Source organism: Galbibacter sp. L-19 (genome assembly GCF_056857615.1).
In genome coordinates, this window is record NZ_JBSXNL010000019.1 from 1 (window position 1) to 22,664 (window position 22,664).

The 22,664-nt window shown below is 32.4% G+C and carries 20 protein-coding genes; 11 read left to right on the forward strand and 9 right to left on the reverse strand.

The genetic code is table 11. The features are described from left to right. Positions 1 to 286: ISAon1 family transposase N-terminal region protein (locus tag AC13CQ_RS00715; protein ID WP_482882634.1), on the reverse strand; the 286-nt coding region annotated here is incomplete at its 3' end. Here AC13CQ_RS00715 and AC13CQ_RS00720 point away from each other — a divergent pair. The 4 genes from AC13CQ_RS00720 (at position 286) to AC13CQ_RS00735 (ending at position 4,543) form a co-directional block, all read left to right on the forward strand. After that, on the forward strand, positions 286 to 837 hold the full coding sequence (locus AC13CQ_RS00720; protein WP_482882635.1) for a hypothetical protein: 552 nt from the start codon (positions 286 to 288) through the stop codon (positions 835 to 837). The genes AC13CQ_RS00715 and AC13CQ_RS00720 overlap by 1 nt on opposite strands. After that, the gene (locus AC13CQ_RS00725; RefSeq protein WP_008612845.1) at positions 809 to 1,645 is read left to right on the forward strand and encodes a tetratricopeptide repeat protein; all 837 of its coding nucleotides are present in this window, start codon (positions 809 to 811) and stop codon (positions 1,643 to 1,645) included. The genes AC13CQ_RS00720 and AC13CQ_RS00725 overlap by 29 nt, the downstream gene beginning before the upstream one ends. Before the next feature lie 138 nt (positions 1,646 to 1,783). Continuing rightward, the gene (locus AC13CQ_RS00730) at positions 1,784 to 2,926 is read left to right on the forward strand and encodes a vWA domain-containing protein (RefSeq protein WP_008612844.1); all 1,143 of its coding nucleotides are present in this window, start codon (positions 1,784 to 1,786) and stop codon (positions 2,924 to 2,926) included. Between the two features lie 153 nt (positions 2,927 to 3,079). After that, positions 3,080 to 4,543 (forward strand): magnesium chelatase, encoded by a 1,464-nt coding sequence (locus tag AC13CQ_RS00735; RefSeq protein ID WP_482882636.1) that lies wholly within the window; start codon positions 3,080 to 3,082, stop codon positions 4,541 to 4,543. A gap of 192 nt (positions 4,544 to 4,735) precedes the next feature. Here the strand turns inward: AC13CQ_RS00735 and AC13CQ_RS00740 are convergent, their stop codons facing one another. Then, entirely contained in the window at positions 4,736 to 5,665 is a 930-nt protein-coding gene (locus tag AC13CQ_RS00740) for an alpha/beta hydrolase (protein ID WP_482882637.1), read from the reverse strand. A gap of 3 nt (positions 5,666 to 5,668) precedes the next feature. Further along, entirely contained in the window at positions 5,669 to 7,168 is a 1,500-nt protein-coding gene (locus AC13CQ_RS00745) for a M20 family metallopeptidase (RefSeq protein ID WP_157136668.1), read from the reverse strand. Positions 7,169 to 7,393: 225 nt separating this feature from the next. On the opposite strand from AC13CQ_RS00745, the gene AC13CQ_RS00750 reads away from it, so the two are divergent. Genes AC13CQ_RS00750 through AC13CQ_RS00765 form a run of 4 tightly spaced genes read left to right on the forward strand, consistent with a single transcriptional unit; the run spans position 7,394 to position 10,267 of the window. Next, on the forward strand, positions 7,394 to 7,936 hold the full coding sequence (locus tag AC13CQ_RS00750) for a hypothetical protein (RefSeq protein ID WP_008612839.1): 543 nt from the start codon (positions 7,394 to 7,396) through the stop codon (positions 7,934 to 7,936). Continuing rightward, positions 7,933 to 8,790, forward strand: a complete 858-nt coding sequence (locus AC13CQ_RS00755; protein ID WP_482882638.1) for an ABC transporter ATP-binding protein — start codon at positions 7,933 to 7,935, stop codon at positions 8,788 to 8,790. The genes AC13CQ_RS00750 and AC13CQ_RS00755 overlap by 4 nt, the downstream gene beginning before the upstream one ends. Further along, positions 8,787 to 9,617 carry an ABC transporter permease gene (locus AC13CQ_RS00760; protein ID WP_474506846.1) on the forward strand — a complete coding sequence of 277 codons (831 nt, stop codon included), beginning with the start codon at positions 8,787 to 8,789 and terminating at the stop codon, positions 9,615 to 9,617. Before AC13CQ_RS00755 ends, AC13CQ_RS00760 begins: the two co-directional genes overlap by 4 nt. Continuing rightward, positions 9,614 to 10,267, forward strand: a complete 654-nt coding sequence (locus tag AC13CQ_RS00765) for a hypothetical protein (protein ID WP_482882639.1) — start codon at positions 9,614 to 9,616, stop codon at positions 10,265 to 10,267. Before AC13CQ_RS00760 ends, AC13CQ_RS00765 begins: the two co-directional genes overlap by 4 nt. 56 nt (positions 10,268 to 10,323) lie before the next feature. Here the strand turns inward: AC13CQ_RS00765 and AC13CQ_RS00770 are convergent, their stop codons facing one another. The 4 genes from AC13CQ_RS00770 to AC13CQ_RS00785 all read right to left on the reverse strand — a co-directional run bounded on the left by AC13CQ_RS00770 (position 10,324) and on the right by AC13CQ_RS00785 (position 14,644). Beyond that, positions 10,324 to 10,620 (reverse strand): hypothetical protein, encoded by a 297-nt coding sequence (locus AC13CQ_RS00770; RefSeq protein WP_335588234.1) that lies wholly within the window; start codon positions 10,618 to 10,620, stop codon positions 10,324 to 10,326. Between the two features lie 133 nt (positions 10,621 to 10,753). Then, positions 10,754 to 11,050: a hypothetical protein gene (locus AC13CQ_RS00775; RefSeq protein ID WP_337900068.1), complete on the reverse strand. Its 297-nt coding sequence runs from the start codon at positions 11,048 to 11,050 to the stop codon at positions 10,754 to 10,756. 209 nt (positions 11,051 to 11,259) lie between these two features. Next, positions 11,260 to 12,183, reverse strand: coding sequence for a DUF6807 family protein (locus AC13CQ_RS00780; protein ID WP_008612829.1), 924 nt, complete (start codon positions 12,181 to 12,183; stop codon positions 11,260 to 11,262). 16 nt (positions 12,184 to 12,199) lie between these two features. Further along, complete coding sequence (locus tag AC13CQ_RS00785) at positions 12,200 to 14,644, reverse strand: M14 family metallopeptidase (protein ID WP_482882640.1); 2,445 nt, start codon at positions 14,642 to 14,644, stop codon at positions 12,200 to 12,202. A gap of 765 nt (positions 14,645 to 15,409) precedes the next feature. Between AC13CQ_RS00785 and bshC the strand changes: the two genes are divergently transcribed. Next, on the forward strand, positions 15,410 to 17,023 hold the full coding sequence (gene bshC / locus AC13CQ_RS00790; protein ID WP_474507531.1) for a bacillithiol biosynthesis cysteine-adding enzyme BshC: 1,614 nt from the start codon (positions 15,410 to 15,412) through the stop codon (positions 17,021 to 17,023). A gap of 131 nt (positions 17,024 to 17,154) precedes the next feature. On the opposite strand, the gene AC13CQ_RS00795 is transcribed toward bshC, so the two are convergent. After that, entirely contained in the window at positions 17,155 to 17,700 is a 546-nt protein-coding gene (locus AC13CQ_RS00795; protein ID WP_474507532.1) for a pyridoxamine 5'-phosphate oxidase family protein, read from the reverse strand. Positions 17,701 to 17,776: 76 nt separating this feature from the next. Here AC13CQ_RS00795 and AC13CQ_RS00800 point away from each other — a divergent pair, with 76 nt between their 5' ends. Next, on the forward strand, positions 17,777 to 19,153 hold the full coding sequence (locus AC13CQ_RS00800; RefSeq protein WP_008612823.1) for a pyridoxal phosphate-dependent decarboxylase family protein: 1,377 nt from the start codon (positions 17,777 to 17,779) through the stop codon (positions 19,151 to 19,153). A gap of 160 nt (positions 19,154 to 19,313) precedes the next feature. Here the strand turns inward: AC13CQ_RS00800 and AC13CQ_RS00805 are convergent, their stop codons facing one another. Further along, the gene (locus AC13CQ_RS00805; protein WP_482882641.1) at positions 19,314 to 20,507 is read right to left on the reverse strand and encodes an LETM1-related biofilm-associated protein; all 1,194 of its coding nucleotides are present in this window, start codon (positions 20,505 to 20,507) and stop codon (positions 19,314 to 19,316) included. A 550-nt stretch (positions 20,508 to 21,057) separates the two neighbouring features. Here AC13CQ_RS00805 and mgrA point away from each other — a divergent pair. Next, entirely contained in the window at positions 21,058 to 22,056 is a 999-nt protein-coding gene (mgrA, locus tag AC13CQ_RS00810) for an L-glyceraldehyde 3-phosphate reductase (protein WP_456867443.1), read from the forward strand. Positions 22,057 to 22,664 lie beyond the last annotated feature (608 nt).

The following is a 22,664-nucleotide window of genomic DNA, read 5'->3' on the forward strand; positions in this document are numbered from 1 at the left end:
AATCCCAATTTCGATGCACGGCTTGCCCTGTGGTTTTGTCAAGCCATCGACGGCGCTTGATATGTAAATAAACATTCTTGCCACGCAATGGAAAGTCCTGAACAACAAGCTCTTTATGAAAACCATGAGCTATCAAGATCCTGTGCTTTTCTTCTCTAGGAGTATCTTTCTTTTCTTCAAAATACAAATGAAGCGTTCCTTTTTCTATTTCGTGGGAAGCTATTGTAAAGTGACTGACTAATAATTCAGGGAGGATAAAACGTAATAGGTCTAATGATAATTCCAATGCAAGTCTTTTTTTTACAAAGATCGAATTTTACTTCTATTTACACACAACTTTTTGACTTGATCCTCGCTATCGGTATTGGTTATATTTATTATAATTTTTATGGGAAATTCAATATAAATGAAGAAAAGTATCCTTATACAATTGGTCATATTTATCCCGAAGACATTCTAAAAAATAATTCTTTTGAGTTGTGTAAAGATGTTGGAGTAATAGGAACATATTGCAGTGCGGCTCCTAAAATATACAAAAACAGCAAATACAGTTTCAAGCAAAAAATCAATTCAAATTATACAAATAAAGGGTATCTAGATACTGGATATCTAAATTTAAGATTTCATATAAATTGCAAAGGAGAAGTTGGGGATATGGAAGTAAATGAATTGAATTTAGAGTTTGAAAAGATAGATTTATCAGATGGGATGGTTGAGCAATTAATAACACTAACTCATTCACCAGATAATTGGAATTTATTTTACGAAAACGCAAATTACTATATGTATTTAATTTATAAGATAGAGAATGGAGAAGTTGTTGAAATTTTGCCTTAGTGGTTTGTTTGTTTTTCTCTGGAGTTGTACATCATCCAGTTATTCTGATTTAACGGTTGAAGAGCGTAAAGAATTAGCTGATGAAAAATGGGAATCAAATAAGCCTATACAAGGAAGTCCCGCTTCACAAACTCTTTTGGATGAAATAATAGCACTCGATTCTTTACACTGTGATGCAATTCGAGAAAAATCTGTTCCTTATTTAAAACGTGGAATGGCATACCAATGGAAACCATTATTTGACAAGGCTATAGCGTGCGACCCAAATACATGGCAACCCATGCGTGGATATTTGTATTTATACTTTTATAGAGATTATAAAAAAGCTATTATAGATTTTAATGCAAGTGATGTTTTAACACCTAATTTTGTGGACGCTCCTCAAGGGCATAGTGTAAATTATTGGAGAGGGATAGCTTATATTGGTCTTAATGATTATGAAAAAGCACTCGATTTTTTTACGAAGCATATAGGTATTGAACTCAAAACATTAACCGAAGATTGGATTGAACCATCTGCTTTTTTATATCTAGGAATTGCTCAGTACGAGTTAGGACAATTGGAGATGGCGGAGGTTAACTTTAATAAAATGCTGTTGTATAATAAAGGACTTAGTGCAGATGCAAATTATTATTTGGCTACAGTTTATAAGGATAAGAACGAGAAACAAAAAGCGTTAACTTATATAAAAAAAGCAATTGCTAATTATGAAGCTGGACATTTTCGTTCTAGACATTATGTAGAAGAAATCAGACAAGTTTATATGGAGCAATTAATAGCACTACAAGAAGAAATTAAGAGGCTTTAATCCTTGAGAGACTTATTTCTGCTTTGTGTAGACAGAAATAGACAGCGTTAATTGTAAGTGTATTTTTATCAAAACTATAACATTTTAAATAAGCTGGATCTTTATAGTCTCTATAAAAATGATTAATTTTATGGAGCTATGAATAAATTAAAAAGAAAAGGTTTTGTATTTACTAAATATGAAGCTCCCGAACAATCTCCGTTTGATAAACTCTTCGAAATCTTTAAGGAATTAATTACACATACTTCTGGAGATTTTGATGAAGCAATAGATTGGCTGCGTGAACTGGATGTTGAATATCAGCTCACGGATGCCGATTATACAATTGATGATTTTATTGAAGACCTTAAGAAAAAAGGATTTATTCAAGAAGAAATTGACCCTAATAGTCAAGGAGGCGGTAATGGTGATGTTGAAGGAAAGTTTTCAATTACCGCAAAAACAGAGCAATTAATTCGGAAACATGCCTTAAATCAAATTTTTGGAAAATTAAAGAAAAGTGCAAGTGGAAATCACCGTACCAAACACACGGGAAGGGGAGATGAGCATACGGGCGATTTTAGGAGTTATCAATTTGGAGATGCTTTAGAGCGTATTTCTATGACGGAAAGTATGCGAAATGCCCAAATAAATAATGGACTGAATAATTTTACCTTAAATGAAAGTGATTTAATAGTTGAAGAAACGCACTACAAAGCTCAAATGAGTACCGTGCTCATGATTGATATTAGTCACAGTATGATTTTATATGGGGAAGACAGAATTACCCCTGCAAAAAAAGTGGCAATGGCATTAGCCGAACTTATTACCACAAGATATCCAAAAGACACCCTAGACATTATTGTTTTTGGAAATGATGCTTGGCCAATTTCTATTAAGGATTTGCCTTATTTAAAAGTAGGGCCTTATCATACAAATACTGTAGCTGGATTACAGTTGGCTATGGATATTCTTCGCAGAAAACGTAATGCTAATAAACAAATTTTTATGATTACCGACGGGAAGCCGAGTTGTATAAGGCAGTCCAATGGCGATTATTATATGAATAGCGTAGGATTAGATACTTATATTGTTGATAAATGCTATAATATGGCGCAACAAGCTCGTAAGCTTCATATTCCTATAACTACTTTTATGATAGCTCAAGATCCTTATTTAATGCAGTTTATCCGTCAATTTACAGAAGCTAATAAGGGGAAGGCATTTTTTACAGGATTACAAGGTTTAGGAGAAATGATTTTTGAAGATTATGAATCCAATCGTAAAAAGCGAATTCGGTAAACTAAATTAGAAGAAAAAAACAATAACCTCAGGGAAATTTTTGAGGAAGGTAAATAAAAAATTAATAGTATTCAATATAGTTTTCCTAATTAGGTTAAGCTTGCGAGAAGTTAACCCTTTCAGGAAAAATCAAGATAAAGGAATAGATAAGACATGCAAATACAAAAAATAAAAACGCTAGGGGAGTTACTCCGTTCTGATTATAAATCGAAAAGTATAAAAGACGAATTACGAGATAATCTCATCCAGAAAATAAAGAATAAAGAAACTACTTTTGAAGGCATTCATGGCTATGAAAGTACGGTAATTCCTGAATTGGAACGTGCTATTCTTTCAAGACATAATATTAATTTATTAGGACTTAGAGGACAAGCAAAAACTAGGTTAGCACGCCAAATGGTAAACCTATTGGATGAATGGATTCCGGCTGTAAAAGGATCAGAAATTAACGATGATCCATTAAATCCGATTTCTAGATATGCTAAAAAAGCAATTGAAGAACATGCCGATGATACAAGAATTGTATGGGTTCATAGAAGTGAACGTTTTTATGAAAAATTGGCAACTCCAGATGTAACTGTAGCCGATTTAATAGGAGATGTTGACCCGATAAAAGCAGCTAATTTAAAACTTTCTTATGCCGATGACCGTGTAATTCATTATGGAATGATACCACGTGCCAATCGAAGTATTTTTGTAATTAATGAGCTCCCCGATTTACAGGCTCGTATTCAAGTTGCCTTGTTTAACATTCTTCAAGAAGGAGATATTCAAATTAGAGGTTTTAAGCTGAGGTTGCCGTTAGATCTTCAGTTTATTTTTACAGCCAATCCTGAAGATTATACCAATAGAGGAAGTATTGTAACCCCATTAAAAGATAGAATTGGGTCGCAAATTTTAACACATTATCCTGAAACTATTGAAGTTGCTAAGAAAATAACCAAGCAAGAAGCCAAATTAGAGGAGGAGCAGAAAAGTAATATTTATGTTTCTGAAATGGTATATGATGTATTGGAGCAAATTGGTTTTGAAGCTCGAAATAGTGAATACATAGATAATAAAAGTGGGATAAGTGCACGTTTGAGTATTTCGGCTTTTGAAAACTTGATGAGCACAGCAGAACGTAGAATGTTGCGTAATGGAGAAAGTAAAACGAGTATCCGATTGAGCGATTTTATGGGGGTTATTCCTGCCATTACAGGAAAAGTAGAATTAGTATATGAAGGAGAGCAGGAGGGGGCTGCTTATGTAGCGCATCAGTTAATAGGAAATGCTATTAAAACAATATTCCCTCAATATTTTCCAAAAATAGATAAATTAGAGCGTCCCAATGCGCCAAGTCCATATGATGATGTGGTAACATGGTTTTTTGAAGGTTCTGGCTTTGAACTATTAGATGATGTTTCTGATGAGGATTATAAAAAGACATTAAATGATATTAAACCATTAGAGGATTTAATACAAAAACATCAAGCCGATATAAATAAAGAAGATGCATATTTCTTAAAAGAATTCCTTTTATGGGGATTAGTAGAGTTTAAAAAGCTAAGTAAACACCGTTTTACAGAAGGGTATCAGTTTAAAGATCCATATGGAAGCTATATAAGCGGATTGTAAATGATAAAAGCCTCGAACCTTAGTGATTCGAGGCTTTTTTTTAAGATGCTTTTAATTCCTCATAGAGAATAGGGTCTAATTCCCAAGCCTGTTCTGAGTTTATTGAAGGGCTCTGCGTTGGAATGAGTTAATTTGTTTCCTTTGAATGTCTAGTGGGCTTACCAAAGGGAGTTAATTTCTCTTAACTAGCATTTATTTTTCGTCTAAAAAAATAAGCCATTCATTTAATCTGTCTGTCCAACTTTTAAGGTGATTATTTTCCAACCCCAGCCCGAAACCATGTCCTCCAGTTGGGTATAAATGCATTTCAGAAGGAACATTATTTTCTTTTAAAGCCTTATAAAAATCCAAACTATTCTCAACAGGAACGCCGCCATCGTCTGCGCTATGTACAATAAAAGTAGGAGGAGTTTCTGAAGTTACTTGTAGTTCATTAGAGTATTTTTCTATAATTTCCTCGCTTGGATTATTACCAATAAGCGCTTTGCGAGATCCCATATGGGTATATTTTTCTTTCATTGTAATTACAGGATACATAAGAATCATATAATCCGGACGCGCACTTATATTTTTATAAGGGTCGTTTGGAATTTTTGTATCCGTATTATAATGAGTTCCTAGTGTAGAAGCTAAATGCCCTCCAGCAGAAAATCCCATAATACCTATTTTATCTTCATTTAAATTCCATGAAGTAGCATTTTTACGTACAATCTGAATGGCTCTAATGGCATCTTGAAGTGGAGCTTCACTTTTATTAGTTACATTATTGGCAACAGGAAGTCTATATTTTAACACAAATGCGGTTATTCCTTTTGTATTAAACCATTGAGCTATTTCTGTACCCTCCCAATCGTATGCTAACCCGTGGTAACCTCCGCCTGGACAAATAATAACCGCTTTTCCATTAGTATTTCTTTTGGAAGGAAAATAAGCTTCTAATGTAGGTTTTTGAACATTTGTAATCCATAGAATTTCATTTTCTTCCTGCTTTTCATCCTCTTTAGTATTTGTACTATTTGGGATTTCTCCTTCATATAAAGGAATTATTTTTTGTTGCGCTAGCGTCGTTTCAATAGAAAATACAGAAAGGAAAAGTATAAAATAAGGTAGGCAAATTTTCATGGTTTAGTTGTCTTTTGATTTATCATTTAAATTAAAAATTAAGAATTTCTTTTTTTCTTTCTCCTTATTCTCTGTGATGCATTCCTCAATAAAATTTGTATATGTTTCTTTTCCTTTATGAAGTACACCTCTTGGAATGCGTTCATTTTCACTATGGATATTATCGAGGTAACTCATATCTAAGCTAATAGGAACAGTAGTGTAAGTGGCTATACCTTTGGCTCTAAAAACCCCAGCATCACTTGTGTTAGGTAATAAAATAGTAATTACATCATTTTCAGGATACGTCTTTGAAATAGCAGTTTTTAAGTTTTTATAAAAAATACTTTTATCGTCAGAAGATTTCATTTTAGGCATGGAATAAATGGTGGAGACCTCAATATCGTCATTATCTAGACGCTTTTTTAAATTGGCCAGAAATTTATCTTTATTAGCTTCTGGTAATAGCCTACAATCTAATAAAGCTGTTACCTCGCTTGGAATTACGTTAACAACATCGTTATTACTTTCAAGACTTGTAAGAGTAATTGTATTAGAAAAAACAGAAAATAGCTCTGGTTGTTTCCTCAGTTGTGGAGTAATAAACATTCTAAATATTTTAGGGTGCCTCATAGCAAAACCTGTAAGTCCTTTCTCTAATTGTCCAATATCTTTAAGCATTTTAATATTTAAATCTGTATAAACTGCTTTTTGATGTTTCCCCAATAAATTATCTAAAGCCTTTACCATTTCTCTATTGGCATAGCGTAAAGGAGTTACCGAACCATGAGCTGAGGTATTTATTTTTAAAGTTAATTTTAACCACAAAGCTCTTTTATGAGCAACCGAAATTGGAAAAACAGCAGTGTCGGGTCTGGTTTGTAAAGCTCCTTTAATGGCTGGAGGGCCTTCTCCAATTACTACTGCTGGGTTGAGCAAATCTAAGTAGTTTTCGATAACGTATTCTGCGCCGCCTCTGCATTGAGTTTCTTCGCATGAAACAGCTAAGAATGTTACATTATATGGGAGTTGTTGCCCTTTGTATTTGTTCATTATCTCTACCAAACTAAATAATTGCATAATCGCGTTTCCTTTATTATCCCAAGAACCGCGACCCCATATTTCGGTGTCAGTAATTTTTCCAGAATAAGGAGGGTATTTCCATTTGGATAAATCGCCTGCAGGAACAACATCAATATGATTTAGAAAAACAATATTTGGAAGTTTACTAGAAAGAGGATAAAGTGAAGCTGTAAAGTTGTATTGTGCATCTTTATTTCCCATTTGTTGGATATGCAAACCACTGTTTTTACAAATGTTCTTTAGCCATTCTCCAGCTTTTTTTTCTTCCCCGCTAACGGAGGCAAATTTTATATATTCACTTAAATAGCGCTCTATATTATAATTGTTTAATTGACCAAAAGGCAGGATAGAATCGGTGTTACTTTGTTGCTGTGAATAGCTGTAGTGAATTGTAACAATTATGTAAATTAAGCTAATAAAAGCTCTTAATTTTGGGTGCATATTCTCTTTGATAGTTTGAAACAATATATTGATAAAAAATTGTTTTTTATAATGAAATTAGAGTTTAACAGGATTTTATTTTAAAACCTCACTCTTTATAGTAGGAATTCTCTTTCTTGAAAATAATTTTCTATTAATCAAAAATAGTAATTCAATTACGTATGAATTGTTATCTTTGATAGTGAATAATGTTGTCTTTTTGTTGATTATAAACTAAAGTATATCTTGTCTTTTAAAGCGCTTCCGTTACAACCCCACCCAATTATTTCTTATTTAAGAGTAGGAAGGTTATTGTATTTATCTTTATTTCTTTTTGTACTTGAATCTTGGATCTACTGGAAGTTTTTACAAGAATCATTACAAGGTTCTTCTTTGATTTGGAAGTTATTTTGGATCTGGTGTTTTCTATTTTCTTTTATTCATATTTATTTGGTAATTATGGATGGTTGGTCTAGATATCAAAATTATAAAAGAGCAAAAGATCAGTTTTATAGGTATGGTTTTAATGCGAGAATTGCAGAGACTTATTTAGGTTCTAAATGCCAGCGCATGGCTGCAGAAGTTGCTGCTGAAGAGCTGGGAATAGAAGAAAATTTAAAGGCATATTACCATTCTAGAGGTGTAAAATGGTATCATTTTATTCCTTATTTTATGGTAAGAGAGCCTTTGTTTTTATTTAGAAAAAGCTTTTGGTCGCGTACTTTTCTTGAAAAAAATTATGAATCAAAATTTGATTTTAGAAATCTACAATTAGAAACTGATTTATGATAATATCTGCAGAAAGAATTTCTAAAAAGTACGGAAAAGTAGTCGCTTTAAAAGATGTAAATATTTCATGTAGCGCTGGAGAAATTGTAGGGTTACTTGGCAAAAATGGTGCGGGAAAAACAACCTTATTTAAAATTCTCTTTGGATTAGTAAAACAAGATAGTGGGAGCTTAAAAATTTATTCTGAAAAAGAAAAACCTTTAGGCGGAATTATAGAAAAACCTGCATTATATGAATACCTTAATGCAAAGGAAAATATTAAAGTGTTTTCCAAAATCCAAGGATTAAACTATGGTAAAATAGAAATAGAAGAAAGCTTACAAAAAGTAGGATTGCCATTAGATAGAACCGATCCAGTAAAGAATTTTTCTATGGGAATGAAACAGCGTTTAGGCATAGCCATTTCCTTGCTTAATAATCCAGAATGTTTAATATTGGACGAACCCTTTTCTGGATTAGATCCTATAGGAATAAAGGCTATTAGAAAGTTAATTTTAGAATTGGTAACCAAAGAAAAAATAGGAATAATAATAGCCTCTCACCTTATTGAAGAATTAAGTAAATTGTGTGATACACTCTATGTAATCAATAAAGGTGCTATTATAAGCAGTGGAGAAACCCAAAAAATAATAGCAGAGAATACAACTTCGTTCACCGTGTATGCTTCGGGGATTGAAAAATCAACTGCTTTAAAACAGTTTTCTTCAGTAATAAAAAAGAATAGTGCAACGGTTTTAATTTCTCAGCAGGAAGTACCAAATTTATTGCAACAATTAACCGAAGAGAATATTTATATAACTGCATGTGTGCCAGAAATTAATTTTGACAACTTATTTGAGTCAGCCAACCTATGAGAAACCTTCTTGCCACAGAAATTTATAAGCTTTTAAAACAGAGTAAAACGTATTATGCGTTAGGAGCCATTTTTTTAATTGAGTTATTGGTATTGATTGGTGCCTATTATCAAGGAGCTACAATTATAGATATATTATTAAGTAATTTAAAAGATTCGTTTTTTTTTGAAGGAAATCTTTTAAACGGAAATCTTCTAATCTATTTAATCCTCAATACACTTTGGTTTCATTTGCCACTTATTTTGATGATTATCATTTCTGGAATGTTAACTACAGAATATAAAGATAATACCATACAAACAGTAATGTTACAACCTGTTGAGAAATGGAAGTTTATCCTCAGTAAGTATATTGTAGCTATATTCTTCACACTTTTGGTTGTGTTATTAACAGCTATATCTTCTTTTATTTTATCATATGCACTCTTCGGAAAAGGAGATTTAATAGTGTATTTGGGAAATCTCAATTTCTATAAAGCCTCGGATGCTCAATATAGATTACAATTAGCTTTTATTGCGGGAATGGGGTCTATGGTTTTCTTTTCTGTGGCGAGTTTAACAATAGCAGTCTTATTTAAAGAAGCCACTAAAACATGGATTATAGCAGCACTTTTTTTGATCGTAACTAATTTATTACTGAAGTTTGAAGTAGCTAATGTTTTTTATAATGAATGGTTTTTTCCTAAACTGAATAATTCATGGCAATACTTTTTTTATGAAGAAATTCCGTGGGAAATAATTTATCATAATACGCTGGTGTTAGGTTTGTATACAATTGCTTTTTTAGTTGCTGGTGTTTTAATTTTTAATAAAAGAGATATAGGATGAAGCAAAAACTATTGTTTTTTATATACCTATTTGTAGGACTTAATTTTGTGATTGCTCAAGAAATAGATAAAGATTTATTGTTAATAAAGGAACGCTTAGATAGTATACAGGGCTTTCAAGCAAAAATGCAATTGGATGTGGATATTAGTTTTATAAATATGCCTACAAAGTATGCCGATATATACTTTGAAAAAGGAAAGGCCATGCAGTTTGAATCTGAAGATTTTATAATGGTTCCAAAGCGAGGGTTGGATTTATCGATGCAGCAATTATTTAAGTACCCTTTTATTACTGTAAATAGAGGAGTGGAAGAAGTATCTGGTGTCCAAGCAAAAAAAATAAATATTATTCCTACAGATAAAAAGGCAGATTTTGCCATTGCAACTTTATGGCTTGATACCAGTTCAAAGCGTATAAAAAAATCTGAAATTAGTACCAAAAAAGATGGAACTTTTACTGTTTTAATGGATTATAATGATACAGAAGATATATTGCCAAAGGAAGTTATTATCAGTTTTGAAATTGAAAAAATAAAACTTCCTATCCAATATTTGGCTAAAAATATGGAAGTTGATAAAAAAGAGATGAGAGAAATGGATGTAAAGTCTGGAAAGATAATTTTAAAAATAAACGATTACAATATTCAATAAAAAAAGTGCCTTTTCAAAATTGAAAAGACACTTTCCTGACTACCTAAAACAGATTCTTATTGTTCTATCCACTCACCACTTTCATTAGCAAAAAGGTTTCCAGTTTGGTCTCCCATTTTTACTTCTAATTTATAGGTGTTTTCTTCATTCACATATGCTTTAGTGATTTCAGCTTGTGGATAATCAGCTTGAAGTGCCTCTTGAATTGCTTGTGGAACTTCTGCTACTGCTATTTCTTTATAATCGTCTTGCGTTACAACAATTTTAGTGTCGTTATTTGCTGTTGCAGGAATTGCTGCAAATGCTGTTAAACTTCCTAATGCCATTGCTGCTACTAATATTACCTTTTTCATGATTTCTAATTTTAAATTTTAAACTTTACTCATTTAGAGTCCCCGATATTCGGGATTTTTGCTACCGTTTAGGAATAATCCAAAAACAGCAGACTTATAGTTGATTTAAATTGGTGGTTAGTTAAAAAAGCTCTTATTGCTCAACCCACTCACCACTTTCGTTAGCGTAAAGGTTTCCAGTTTGGTCTCCCATTGCAACTTCTAGCTTATATGTTTTTTCTTCATTCACATATGCTTTAGTAATTTCTGCCCCTGGATAATCCGCTTTAAGTGCTTCTTGAATTGCTGCAGGAACTTCTGCTACTGCTATTTCTTTATAATCGTCTTGCATTACAACAATCTTAGTGTCGTTATTTGCTGTTGCAGGAACTGCTGCAAATGCTGTTAAACTTCCTAATGCCATTGCTGCTACTAATACTACTTTTTTCATGATATAAAATTTTTGGTTATACTTTGATTTCTTTATTTGTAGTATATAAAGCTATTTTCATACCAAGGCATTATTAGTCATAACAATATCAGTTAAGTTGTTGTTTTACAGTAAATTGACTTTTTAAGGTGAAAATATATATTGAGAAAAAACTGTGTAATTGAGAAATTGATTGTGTAACGAATACACAGTTTTAGTGTGAAAAGTTGTTAGAATTGATAAAAATGATTTAATAAACTTGAAGAAATCTTATTTTTATAGAGAATCATCCGATATTTTAAAATTGTTGGGTTCTCTTTAGAAATCTTTACAGGAATATTTCCAGGGTAAACAGCGTTTTGCATACTTTTTTTGGAACGCAGAATCCATTTATTATTTGGAGTTGGATTTTCTTTACTTGCAATTATAATAACCCCACTTTTTTTATTTTCGTTAAAAGAGCCATTAATATCCATCCATCTTTTCGCAATCAAAGCTTCATTAGTAGGGGGAATGTTTATTTCTTCTGAAGAAAAGCTAATATCTTCTGGAAGTTTTAATCTGACTGAAAATCCACCATAACCCTTAATATCATCGGAACCACCAATTTTTAAATGATTTACCAATGCTAAAAGAGAAATTTCAAAATCAATAATTCTATAGTTTTCTTCTGAAGGGTAAATTTTTATCTCCGTTTTTTCGTGTAGAAATGGAAAGTTGGAATCTCCTTCTTTATAAGCTGAGGTATTCCAAAATACATTTGTGTAAAGTCTTAGCGATTCATCATTTTCTATAGTAGCTCTTACATCTGTAACATCCCATGAGATATCTTTACATTCCCAACCGTCGCCAATAGACATTCCATCAACTAAAATTTGATGCCATGTCCAAAAGATTCCTCTGTGGTGGAGATGATCTTCTGGGAAATCTTCGGTAAGAATATGTCCTTCTATATCATAGAGTGGATGTATATAATTTGCTCTGGGATACTTTCCGTTCAAAGATTTAATTTCCTTCTGAAAAAACAAAACTTTTTTAGTCCCTTCTTTTACTAGAATCCCTTCTGCCGAAGCTTCAAAATTTAGACTTTGAGATCTTGCATTACTACAAAATAGTAAACAGCTAATAGTTAAAAAATAAGAAATGACTTTCATTTTAAATAGAATTATATTATTCAACCATAAATAAAGCATTTACAAAAACGAGTTTTCCGTTTTCCCAAAAACCTCTAAAAAGGGGATTGTCTACTAAATAAACAACGGTTCCTTTCCCCATACTTTCTGTAGCAAAAACAAGACTATTAGCTTGCTTTTTTTGAGCATTGCTTCCTGCAAACCCTGTAAGTGGTTTGGTAGTATTTTCAATGTAAACAGCATTTTTACTGTCTAAATATTTATAGGAATCGCCACTTAATTTCATGGTGTAATAAGTAGTATCATAGCCATAAGCCAACGGATGAGTTGTATCTACCTTAGCTTTGTAAATGGCACCGGTAATCATGTTTTTAATGTATTCTCGTGTGCTAGACGCATAACTTTTTGGCTTAGAAATACTGTCTTTTTCTTCCTCCTCCTTAGATGTTTCATTAGAAGAAATAGAAAAATCGTCCCCTTTAAGTGTTTTTATAGCATCTCCAATAGCAATAAGTTTTCCGCCGTTACGAATCCATTCTTTTATTTTTTCAAGCTTTTTATCATCTAAAGAATTCATCTCTGGAAGAATCAATATAGTATATTCAGAGAGGTCAATACTATTAAAATAGTCGTCATCTAAAATGGTAATAGGGTAATGTAATTGTTGCTCGAAAAAATGCCAAACTTCCCCAAAATTCAAAGTAGAAACACTTCCACCAGAAAGTACAGCTATTTTTTGATCTTCAATCATTTGTACAGCACTAGATCCAAAATCTTTACCAGTATTTACAAAACCCGTAGCTGTTGTTGTAAGTTGTTTGTGGTATTTTTCAGCAGTAGTCTTTAAAATAGTATTGAAGTTTTTTACATTGCTATTATCTCCTTTAGTTATAATTAAACTCCCTCTATCAAAATTCTCATTATGTATAGTAAAAGGCTCTTTTGCATAGCGAATGCGAATTTTATTTTTTAGAAGAGCTGTTATAAAACGAGCATCTTTCATACTATTCCAATTGGTTACATAGGCATATGCATTCTCTTCAAACACCTTAGGAACATATTCAATACTGTTAGAAGAGGTACTTACAATATTCTTTGTTGCAACAGCATCTAAGCCGTAAGCATATGGAAGTGCCCAAGCGGTAATATCGTAGGTAAGGGAGTCTGTTAACTTGGTTTCTGGTTCAAATAAAACGGTTACTAAGGTAGATTTAGGCTGATTAGTGCTTATTACCAATTTCTGAGAATTGCTGTTTAGCGTTTCGTTCTTTTTACTTTTATAACTTAATCCTTTTACTTTGCTCTTAGTAAATCCATATTTTATTCTATGAACATCAAGTAAATCGGTTAACATTTTTAGTTTATCAATATCTCCAGAAAGTACGTAGCTATTGTAAGTATAATCTTTATTGCTGTAAAATTTACTAAACTCTTCATTGAGTTCAGCGGCATTTTTAGTAGCCATTTCTATGGTAGAAAGTCCTGTAGTATAATGGTGGGCAATTCTGTCTTTTAAAGTAAGAGTATCTCCATTGTCTATTTTTACTCCTAAGCCTGCACGTCCGCTACCGCCTTGCTCATAGGTCATCCCAATAGAGCCACTGTATATTGGATAGGTGTCTCCGTAACTTGGATAGAGTAAATCAAAAACTTCTTTTGTAAAATAAAACCAACCATTTTCATCAAAATACTTCGCATGATTTTTTCCTATTTCTACCTGAAAATTGCGTTGCCATTGTGTAATAACTTCATGCATAGGTTCTGCCGCGGGAGCAAAATAATACGGATTGTTTATTCCCTGCTCATGGAAATCTACATGAATATGTGGCAACCAATCGTTATAAATAGCCAAACGTTGCTTGCTTTCTTTTTGTGTTACCCAAGCCCAATCTCTATTTAAATCGAACATATAATGGTTGGAACGCCCAGAAAGCCAACCTTCATGGTGTTCTTTAGAATTTGGATCGATGGTGAAGGGGGTGTTTTTATTGCTATTATACCAATTTACATAGCGGTCTCGCCCATCAGGATTTATACATGGATCAAAAATTACTACTGTATTTTCTAGCCATTCCTTTTTTTGAGTCACTACTTCATAAATAGTTTTCATTGAGGCCTCTGTGCTCACAGCTTCATTTCCATGTACATTATAACTCAACCAAACCAATGCTTTTTCAGAAGCTACATTTCCATTTAAAGCTTCTAAATGTTCTTTTCTAATATTTTCTAAATTATTAATATTTGAAGGCGTGGAGACAAAGGCAAGGAGTAATTCTCTGCCTTCATTGGTAGTTCCGTACGTTTTTAATTGAACCACTTCTGGTAAAACTTCCGCCAAATATTTATAGTATTCTATAACTTGATGATGTCTAGAAAAAGTTGTTCCCAGTTCATATCCTAAAAATTCTGAAGGCGATTTTACCTGTTGTGAAAATGAAAATAGCGAGATTAAAAGTGTAGCGAGGAAAAGTCTAAATTTCATGGTTCTATATATGGATTCATTATTGTCCGATAAAAGTAAATAGAATTTATTAAACTCCAGTTATATCAGGGTTTAAAAGAGGTTTTTAAAATAGCTCCTTGCTATTAAAAAGTATAAACGGAAAGTGTTTTAATAAATGTTTTTTTATGTAAGCTTCTTATTATGTGGTGATTAAAGTGTAGTTTTTTACGCTATTTTCTTGTAACGCAGCAGTCTTGTATCTTTAATCTCTCATGGAGGGTTTAATTCCCCAGAGCCTGTGCTGAGTTTACCGAAGGGCTCTGCGTCAAAATGAGTTAAATTTGTTTCCTTTGAATACCTTGTGGGCTTGCCCCGAGGTAGTTGATTCGGACATTAATGACATGGATTAACTTACCAAAATTATTGTAGGGCTCAATTACTTTTAGAAGTAAAAAGTTTCATTTCTTAAATAATCGAGATTTCATTCTTTGAGAGAATTTTCTTTAGAGTCTCAAAATGAGGTTTTATAAAAGAATATATCTACTTATATTTTTGATTTGGGCGCTTCCCTTAAATTATGAATTTCATAATTTAAGGGTCGGGCTTTTCGCTGTATCTATTTTGCTTTACTTTTGTAGAAACAAAGTTTGTATTTTTAAGTAAGGTAATTGTTTATAATCGACCTATAGCAATAGCAAAATAGGATGCCGCTGCAATCCCTAGCGCAACGCCTAAAAAGATAAGATATAAAACTTTGTATTACTGTACTTGGGAAGTTTTCTCAAGAATTTTGATAAAATAACTATGCCAACAAATTATATTTCATTTAAAGAAACAGGATATTTTTCTAATTTGATATGCGATTACCTCAGTGAAAAAGAAACTTTAAAGCCTTTTTATAATCGTTTTCCTACTTTAGAAAATTTTGAAGAACAGATAGAAGAAAAGCAAAAGTCCTTCCCAAAAGCACACAGAGAGGTGTTGTCTTCAGTCTTACAATCGCAATATAAAAACCTAGAAATTTCTGAGGCTACACAAGAGCATATCACTGCCTTAAAAAACGATACTACATTCACCATAGTAACTGGGCATCAATTAAATTTATTTACAGGGCCGCTTTATTTCCTTTATAAAATAGTTTCTACAATAAATTTGGCAAAGCAACTTCAAGAGAAATATCCTAAAAATCACTTTGTACCAATTTATTGGATGGCAACAGAAGACCACGATTTTGAGGAGATAAATTATTTTAATTTTCGAGGAAAGAAGTTCCAATGGCAAGGTCCAGAAACTAAAGAAGTAGGCGGCGCAGTTGGCGAGCTTCCTACCAAAGGGTTGGAGCATGTTTTAGAACTGTTTAGTCAAGAATTAGGGATAGGGAAAGATGCAGAAACATTAAAAAGTTGGTTTAAAGAAGCTTATTTAGAGCACACTAACCTTACCGATGCTACCAGATACCTTGCAAATAAACTTTTTGGGACACACGGACTCGTAATTATTGATGGAGCAGATAAAAAACTCAAACAACTTTTTGTTCCTTATATGGAAAATGAGTTGTTTCAACAAGATTCTCAAAAGGCAGTTACCAATACAATAGAAAAATTAAATGCCGTAGATGCTACTTATAAAATACAGGTAAATCCACGAGAAATCAATTTATTCTATCTGGCAGAAGGTGTTCGAGAGCGAATTATAGAAGTAGATGACGGGTATCAAGTAAATGAAACAGACATTAAATGGACAAAAGAAGCACTTAAAAAACATCTTTATGAATGTCCAGAATTATTTTCGCCTAATGTAATGACGCGCCCACTTTATCAAGAAGTAATATTGCCAAATCTGTGTTACATTGGTGGAGGGGGAGAACTTGCCTATTGGTTGGAGCTTAAGAGCTTTTTCAATACTGTAAATGTTCCTTTTCCAATGTTGCTATTACGTAATTCAGCGTTGATAATAAAAGAAAAACAAGCTAAAAAATTAGAGCGTTTAGCTATTAGTTTTGAGCAATTGTTTTTAAAGAAACATTCTTTTATAAATCGTAAAGTAAGAGAAATTAGCAATATCGATATAAATTTTGATGCTCAAAAAGAACATTTAATAGCGCAATTTGAAGAAATGTATCGTTTGGCAGCACTTACCGATAAATCTTTTTTAGGAGCAGTAAAAGCGCAAGAAGTAAAACAATTAAAAGGATTAGCACATTTAGAAAAGCGACTTTTAAAAGCGCAAAAGAAAAAGCTTTCCGACCATGTGTCTCGAATTACCGAAATTCAAAATGAACTTTTTCCAAATGAGTCGTTACAAGAGCGAATAGATAATTTTGCTAATATTTACGATGAATATGGAAATGAATTTATTGACTTGCTTTTGTCAGAATTAGATCCCCTTCGTCAAGATTTTGTAGTAATTACCATTTAACTAGAATTGTAGATTCTATAAGTCTACACCAAAGATTCATGAATTTATAATACGCTCCTTATTTAGAAAAGTTGCTAACAGGAGGATACAACAAAAAATATTTGCGAATTCGTGACAAACTCTCTTTTAGTTTAAGGTACCAAAAAATTACCTTCCCAATTTGTACCTTCTTTAGAAAATAGCGCGCGCACATGTTTGTCTTTTTTCAGTGCTAAATATTCTATTTTTGAAGGAATAATGTGGATAATTGCAAAATGACTAGAGGTATCTAAATATTCAATCATTTCGGGATCTTTAATTTTAGAACCAGGTTCTTGGGTGGTTCGGTAGTCTTTTTTGGCATGTTCTCTAATTTGTTTCCAAGCTTTTTTTAAGATTTTTTCATCTTGTTCTAAATATGCTTTTCCATCAATTTTGAGCTGAAGCATTTCATTATGGTCAAAAAAAAGCAAGCAAACATTATTGTTCTCTTTAATATGTGTTACTTTTTTAGAACGTTTATCAGTATATATTTTAAGAGAAAGATCCTCTTCGGTTCCGCGTAATACTACGGTTCGTAACCTCGGACTATTATTAATCCCAATAGTTGCCATAGTAAAATATCTAAAAGGATGTTTTACATCTTTCGTAGCATTTATTAATGCAGATTTAGCGGTTTGAAATAATTCGGTCGTCACAATTTAGGTTTTTATAAAGATAGCAATTTCTTCGGAAAACAGAACAAAAGCGTACCTTTGCAAAAAGTGATTTTTTATGCATAATATAGATATGGATTCCGTAGAAATGACACTTGATGTCATGAAATACGCATTGAATAGAATAACTATGATTTCCCCAGAATTGGGAAAACCAAAAAAAGAAGAAGAGTTAAAAGCTTTAGTTGGAGAAACGGTAACCGAAAAAGGAATTGGAGGAGAGAAAGCATTTCAACTTTTTAAAGATGTTTTGATAAAAGCAACTGTCCCTATTGACCATCCGAGACATTTAGCATTTGTTCCTGCGTCCCCAACAAGAGCATCTATTATGTTCGATTTGGTAACTTCAGCTTCAAGTATTCATGGAGCCTATTGGATGGAAGGAGCTGGTGGAATTTTTTGCGAAAATGAAGCAATGAAATGGTTGGTTTCTTTAACAAGACTTCCAAAAGGAGCTTTTGGAGTATTTACTAGTGGCGGTACAGCAGCAAATTTATCTGCAATGGTTACTGCTAGAGAGAATTGGAGAAAAGACGAAGCTAATGTTGGAGAAAAAGGACTAATTATAACTTCAATTGGGGCGCATTCTTCCGTAAAATCTATGGCAAAAGTTATAGATGCAGATGTACTGCTTATTGAAACGGAAGACTGTATGACGCAGCAAGATCTTCAAAATAAATTGGACCAATTAACACCGCATGAACGTAAACGTTTGTTTGCTGTTGTTGGAACAGGAGGAACTACCAATGCTGGAATTATAGACGATTTAAATGGGATTGCTACTATTTGTGAAAAAGAGAATTTATGGTTTCATGTGGATGCTGCTTATGGGGGAGGTGCTTTGGCAGCCGATTCAGTAAGACATCTTTTTAATGGAATTGAACGTGCCGATAGCATTACTATAGACCCACATAAATGGTTGTTTTCTCCATATGACTGTGGTGCTATAATCTATAAAAACCCGGAGTTAGCAAGAGAAGCACACTCTCAAGAAGGTTCTTATCTTGATATTTTTAAAGACGAAGGGGCACAAGGTTTTAACCCATCAGATTATCAAATTCAGCTTACAAGAAGAGTACGAGGGTTGCCATTATGGTTTTCCTTAGCAATGCACGGAACCGATAAATATAAATGGGCTGTTGAAGAAGGCTTAAATTTGGCGCAATTAGCTGGAAGGTTAATTACTGAAAATGAAAATGTTGAGTTGGTAAGGGAGCCTAGTTTATCGTGTGTTTTGTTCCGAAGAAAAGGATGGACTCCAGAAGATTATAGAAATTGGACGTATAAAAATCATCGTGATGGTTTTGCTTTAGTAACACCAACAAAATGGAGAACAGGCGATACTTTTGAAACGGTAGCGCGTTTCTGTTTTATAAATCCTGATACTACAGAAGCAGATATTACTGCTATTTTAGATTCTATGAATCTCTCATAGAGGGTTTTATTTCCAAAAACTTTTCTTGAGTTTACTTAAGGGCTCTGCATTGAAAATGAGTTGAATTTGTTTTCTTTGAATCCCTCGTAGTAGTTGATTGAAAAATAGTACAAATAAAAACAACCGTTTTGTAGGTTTTATAAACTTATAAAGCGGTTTTTTATTCGTCTTCTACACGATTGTCATCAAAAGCGGAAGGAAGTAATTTCGGAATTAATTTGATGAAAATAGGCAATAGTATTGCTCCTCCAGGGAGCGCAAAAATAGCCAACGAAGGAATTGTTTTAAAAATATCCAGTAGCTGTTCTTTTATCTTTTTTCGCTCTGTTTCTGTAAGTTCCGTTGTAGTAGATTTACCAAGTAGTAAAAGTAATTCTTTACTCCCCATAAGCTCTTTTTTTAATCGCTTACTGTTTCTCGTTATGGTTCTTTTAACTAAAGTATGTGAGTTGTCGAAAAACTGTTTGACAGGATTTGCGCTTTTGAAAAGAGAGACTTCATCTTTATATTTTTCAAAGAAAATACTAACGTTTTGGATAGCTTCTACCACATGGTGTTCTTCTAATTTAAGGTCTTTCCCCGTTCCAAAAATAAATTCAGACTCTTTGTAATCCATGGAATGATCTTCCCACGCAGAGAGACAAACCATATCCAAAAAATATTTTTTCTCTATAAGAGTAAAATCCTTTTTTAAATGAGATCTATAGGTTCCATTAAATTCGTTTTCTTCAATAGTATTATATATAAGAGAAGCTTTTAATAGTTTTAATAACTGGGCGTCATTCTCTGTTTTTTCTTGTTTGATATTTATGGCATGATAGGAAAGATTAATCAAAATATGTTCAATTTCCTGTGCATGAATGCGTAAATCTTGAGCGCCATTTAAAAATCTATCATAAATTATAACATCTACATAGAGCAAAGAGTTTGTAAGGACTTTATTGAAATTTTTTGTAAGAATATTATCTAAAATATATACGCGCTCATGTATAATTTTTTCCAGTCTAGTTGTATTCTTTTTTCCTGAAAATAAACTGTCAAAAAATGACATTTTTTCGGCTTCTAAAGCTTCATAAAAAGCTAATAAATTGTCAAGGAAATCTTTAAAGGAGGCATCAGGGTTATAAATTAAATACGTGTTATGAAGTGCTGAAAATAAGTTAACTTTAGCCATTTCATCTTCTGAAAGATCATTGTTAACATTTAAAAACTCTGAAATAGCCACATTTGCACCATAAATAAATCCTAGTTTTCTCAATTCTAAATAGAGCGACGTAGTGCTGTTGCACAACAACTTTTTATTCTTTGTTAACGAAGCAAATTTATCAATCCAGCCTTGAGCAGAAGGGTTCATAGTATTATATATTTCTGATGCTAAAATACAATAGATTAGGTAAAGCCATAAATCTATTTTTCAAATCTTATACAAAACTCAAAACCTACCTCATTTATTTTACTCGATAATCTAGATTTGAATTTTTTAGTTTCTCAAATCCTTAAATTCTAGAGAATCCTTTTACAAGGAAGGAAAACACAAACAGTTTAGGAGTTTTTTAGACAGCCACTTCTTTTTTATAGAATCTTCTGTCTTCTTATTTTGTTGTAACTTTTATATAATTAACCTCAAAGTGTTAATATTATTTTACTGCATAGTCCAATGGTTTCTGTGGAAAATAATACTATTTTAGTATTCTGTTTGGAGAGTGTAAAAGCGCATTTTAAAAGTAAGTATAAGATTATTATTTTTAAGTTTGATAGTGTCACGTCTAGAAGATGTGGCTATCATCTTGATATTGAAGGTAATGGAGAAATGACTAGGCAAATGATTTCAAGGTTTAAAAAATTAAGGTCTAAAGAATTATTGACTAGTAAATAAGTATAAATAAGATTTTAAAAGAAAAAGAATGAAAAAATATAAGCCAGAAGAAAATAGATATGAAAAAATGCAATACCGAAGATGTGGTAAAAGCGGAATAGATTTACCACTACTTTCTTTAGGTTTATGGCATAATTTTGGAGATAATGACGACTTTGACAATGCCGCAAAGATACTTCGTACAGCATTTGATAATGGAATTACACATTTTGATTTAGCCAATAACTATGGGCCTCCATATGGATCGGCAGAGAAAAATTTTGGTAAGATTTTTAAAAGAGATTTTAAAAAATATAGAGATGAGCTTATAATTTCAACCAAGGCAGGGTGGGATATGTGGCCTGGACCTTATGGTAATTTTGGTTCTAGAAAATATTTAATTTCTAGTTTAGATCAGTCTTTAAAACGTATGAAGTTAGATTATGTGGATATTTTTTATCACCATAGACCAGATCCAAATACGCCACTAGAAGAAACAATGGGTGCTTTAGACCAAATTGTTCGTCAGGGAAAAGCACTTTATGTTGGGATTTCTCAATACAATGCTGAAGATACTAAAAAAGCAGCTAAGATTTTAAAAGAACAAGGGACACCATTTCTTATCCATCAACCTAGATATAATATGATGGATCGTTGGGTGGAAGACGGACTTTTAGATGCGCTTACAGAAACAGGAATTGGAAGTATTGCTTTCTCTCCTTTAGAGCAAGGAATTCTTACAGCAAAATATTTAAAAGGAATTCCAAAAGATTCGCGTGCAGCTACTGAAGGGAGTTATTTAGATGCCTCTAGAATTAGTCCTGAATTGATAGCTAAAATTCAAGGATTAAATGAAATTGCTGAAAAACGAGGGCAAAGTTTAGCACAAATGGCTATAGCATGGCTTTTAAAAGATGAACGCGTAACTTCTGTTTTGATTGGAGTTAGTAGAGTTTCTCAATTAAAAGATAATATTGAAGCTCTAAACAACCTAAAATTCACAAAAACGGAACTTACTAAAATAGACAAGATAATTTTGGAGAGTTAAAAGTAGAGGAAGCATATAGTATTTAGAATCAAGAATCAAGATTTTTAGAGAAAAGAATATAGAATAATTAAGAAAGAATATAGAATATAGAGAAAAGAATATAGAGAGTTCAGTATGATTTTTTAAAATATCTGAACTCTTTATTTTTATGTTTTAGGCTAACTTCTATTTATCCGATTTCTGGTTGTTCCTCAATTCCAATAGTTGTATTGATAATACCGTTGATTAATTTCTTAGCTATCTTTTTATTAGCTTTTATTGAGTAGTAAGCATAAATATCTGCTAATTTATTTTCAGCAAGTTCTAACCAATAAACTTCTAACTCTATTTCTGGATTTTAGCTTTGAGATCAGTCGCTTTTATCATTTGTCCATTTTTGGAATCTTCCATAGCTTGGTCAATTTCTAAATTATATTGCTTCATTAAGAAAGAATATAGAATATAGAGAAAAGAATAGAGAGAAGTGTCTATAATACTCCCCAAATTTAGGACAGGAAATTAAGTTGTAATTTTAACCCTGTCAATATGAAAACATCAAGAAGAAAATTCAGCGCATCCTTTAAGGCCAAAGTAGCCATTGAAGCGATAAAAGAGCAGACAAGTATACC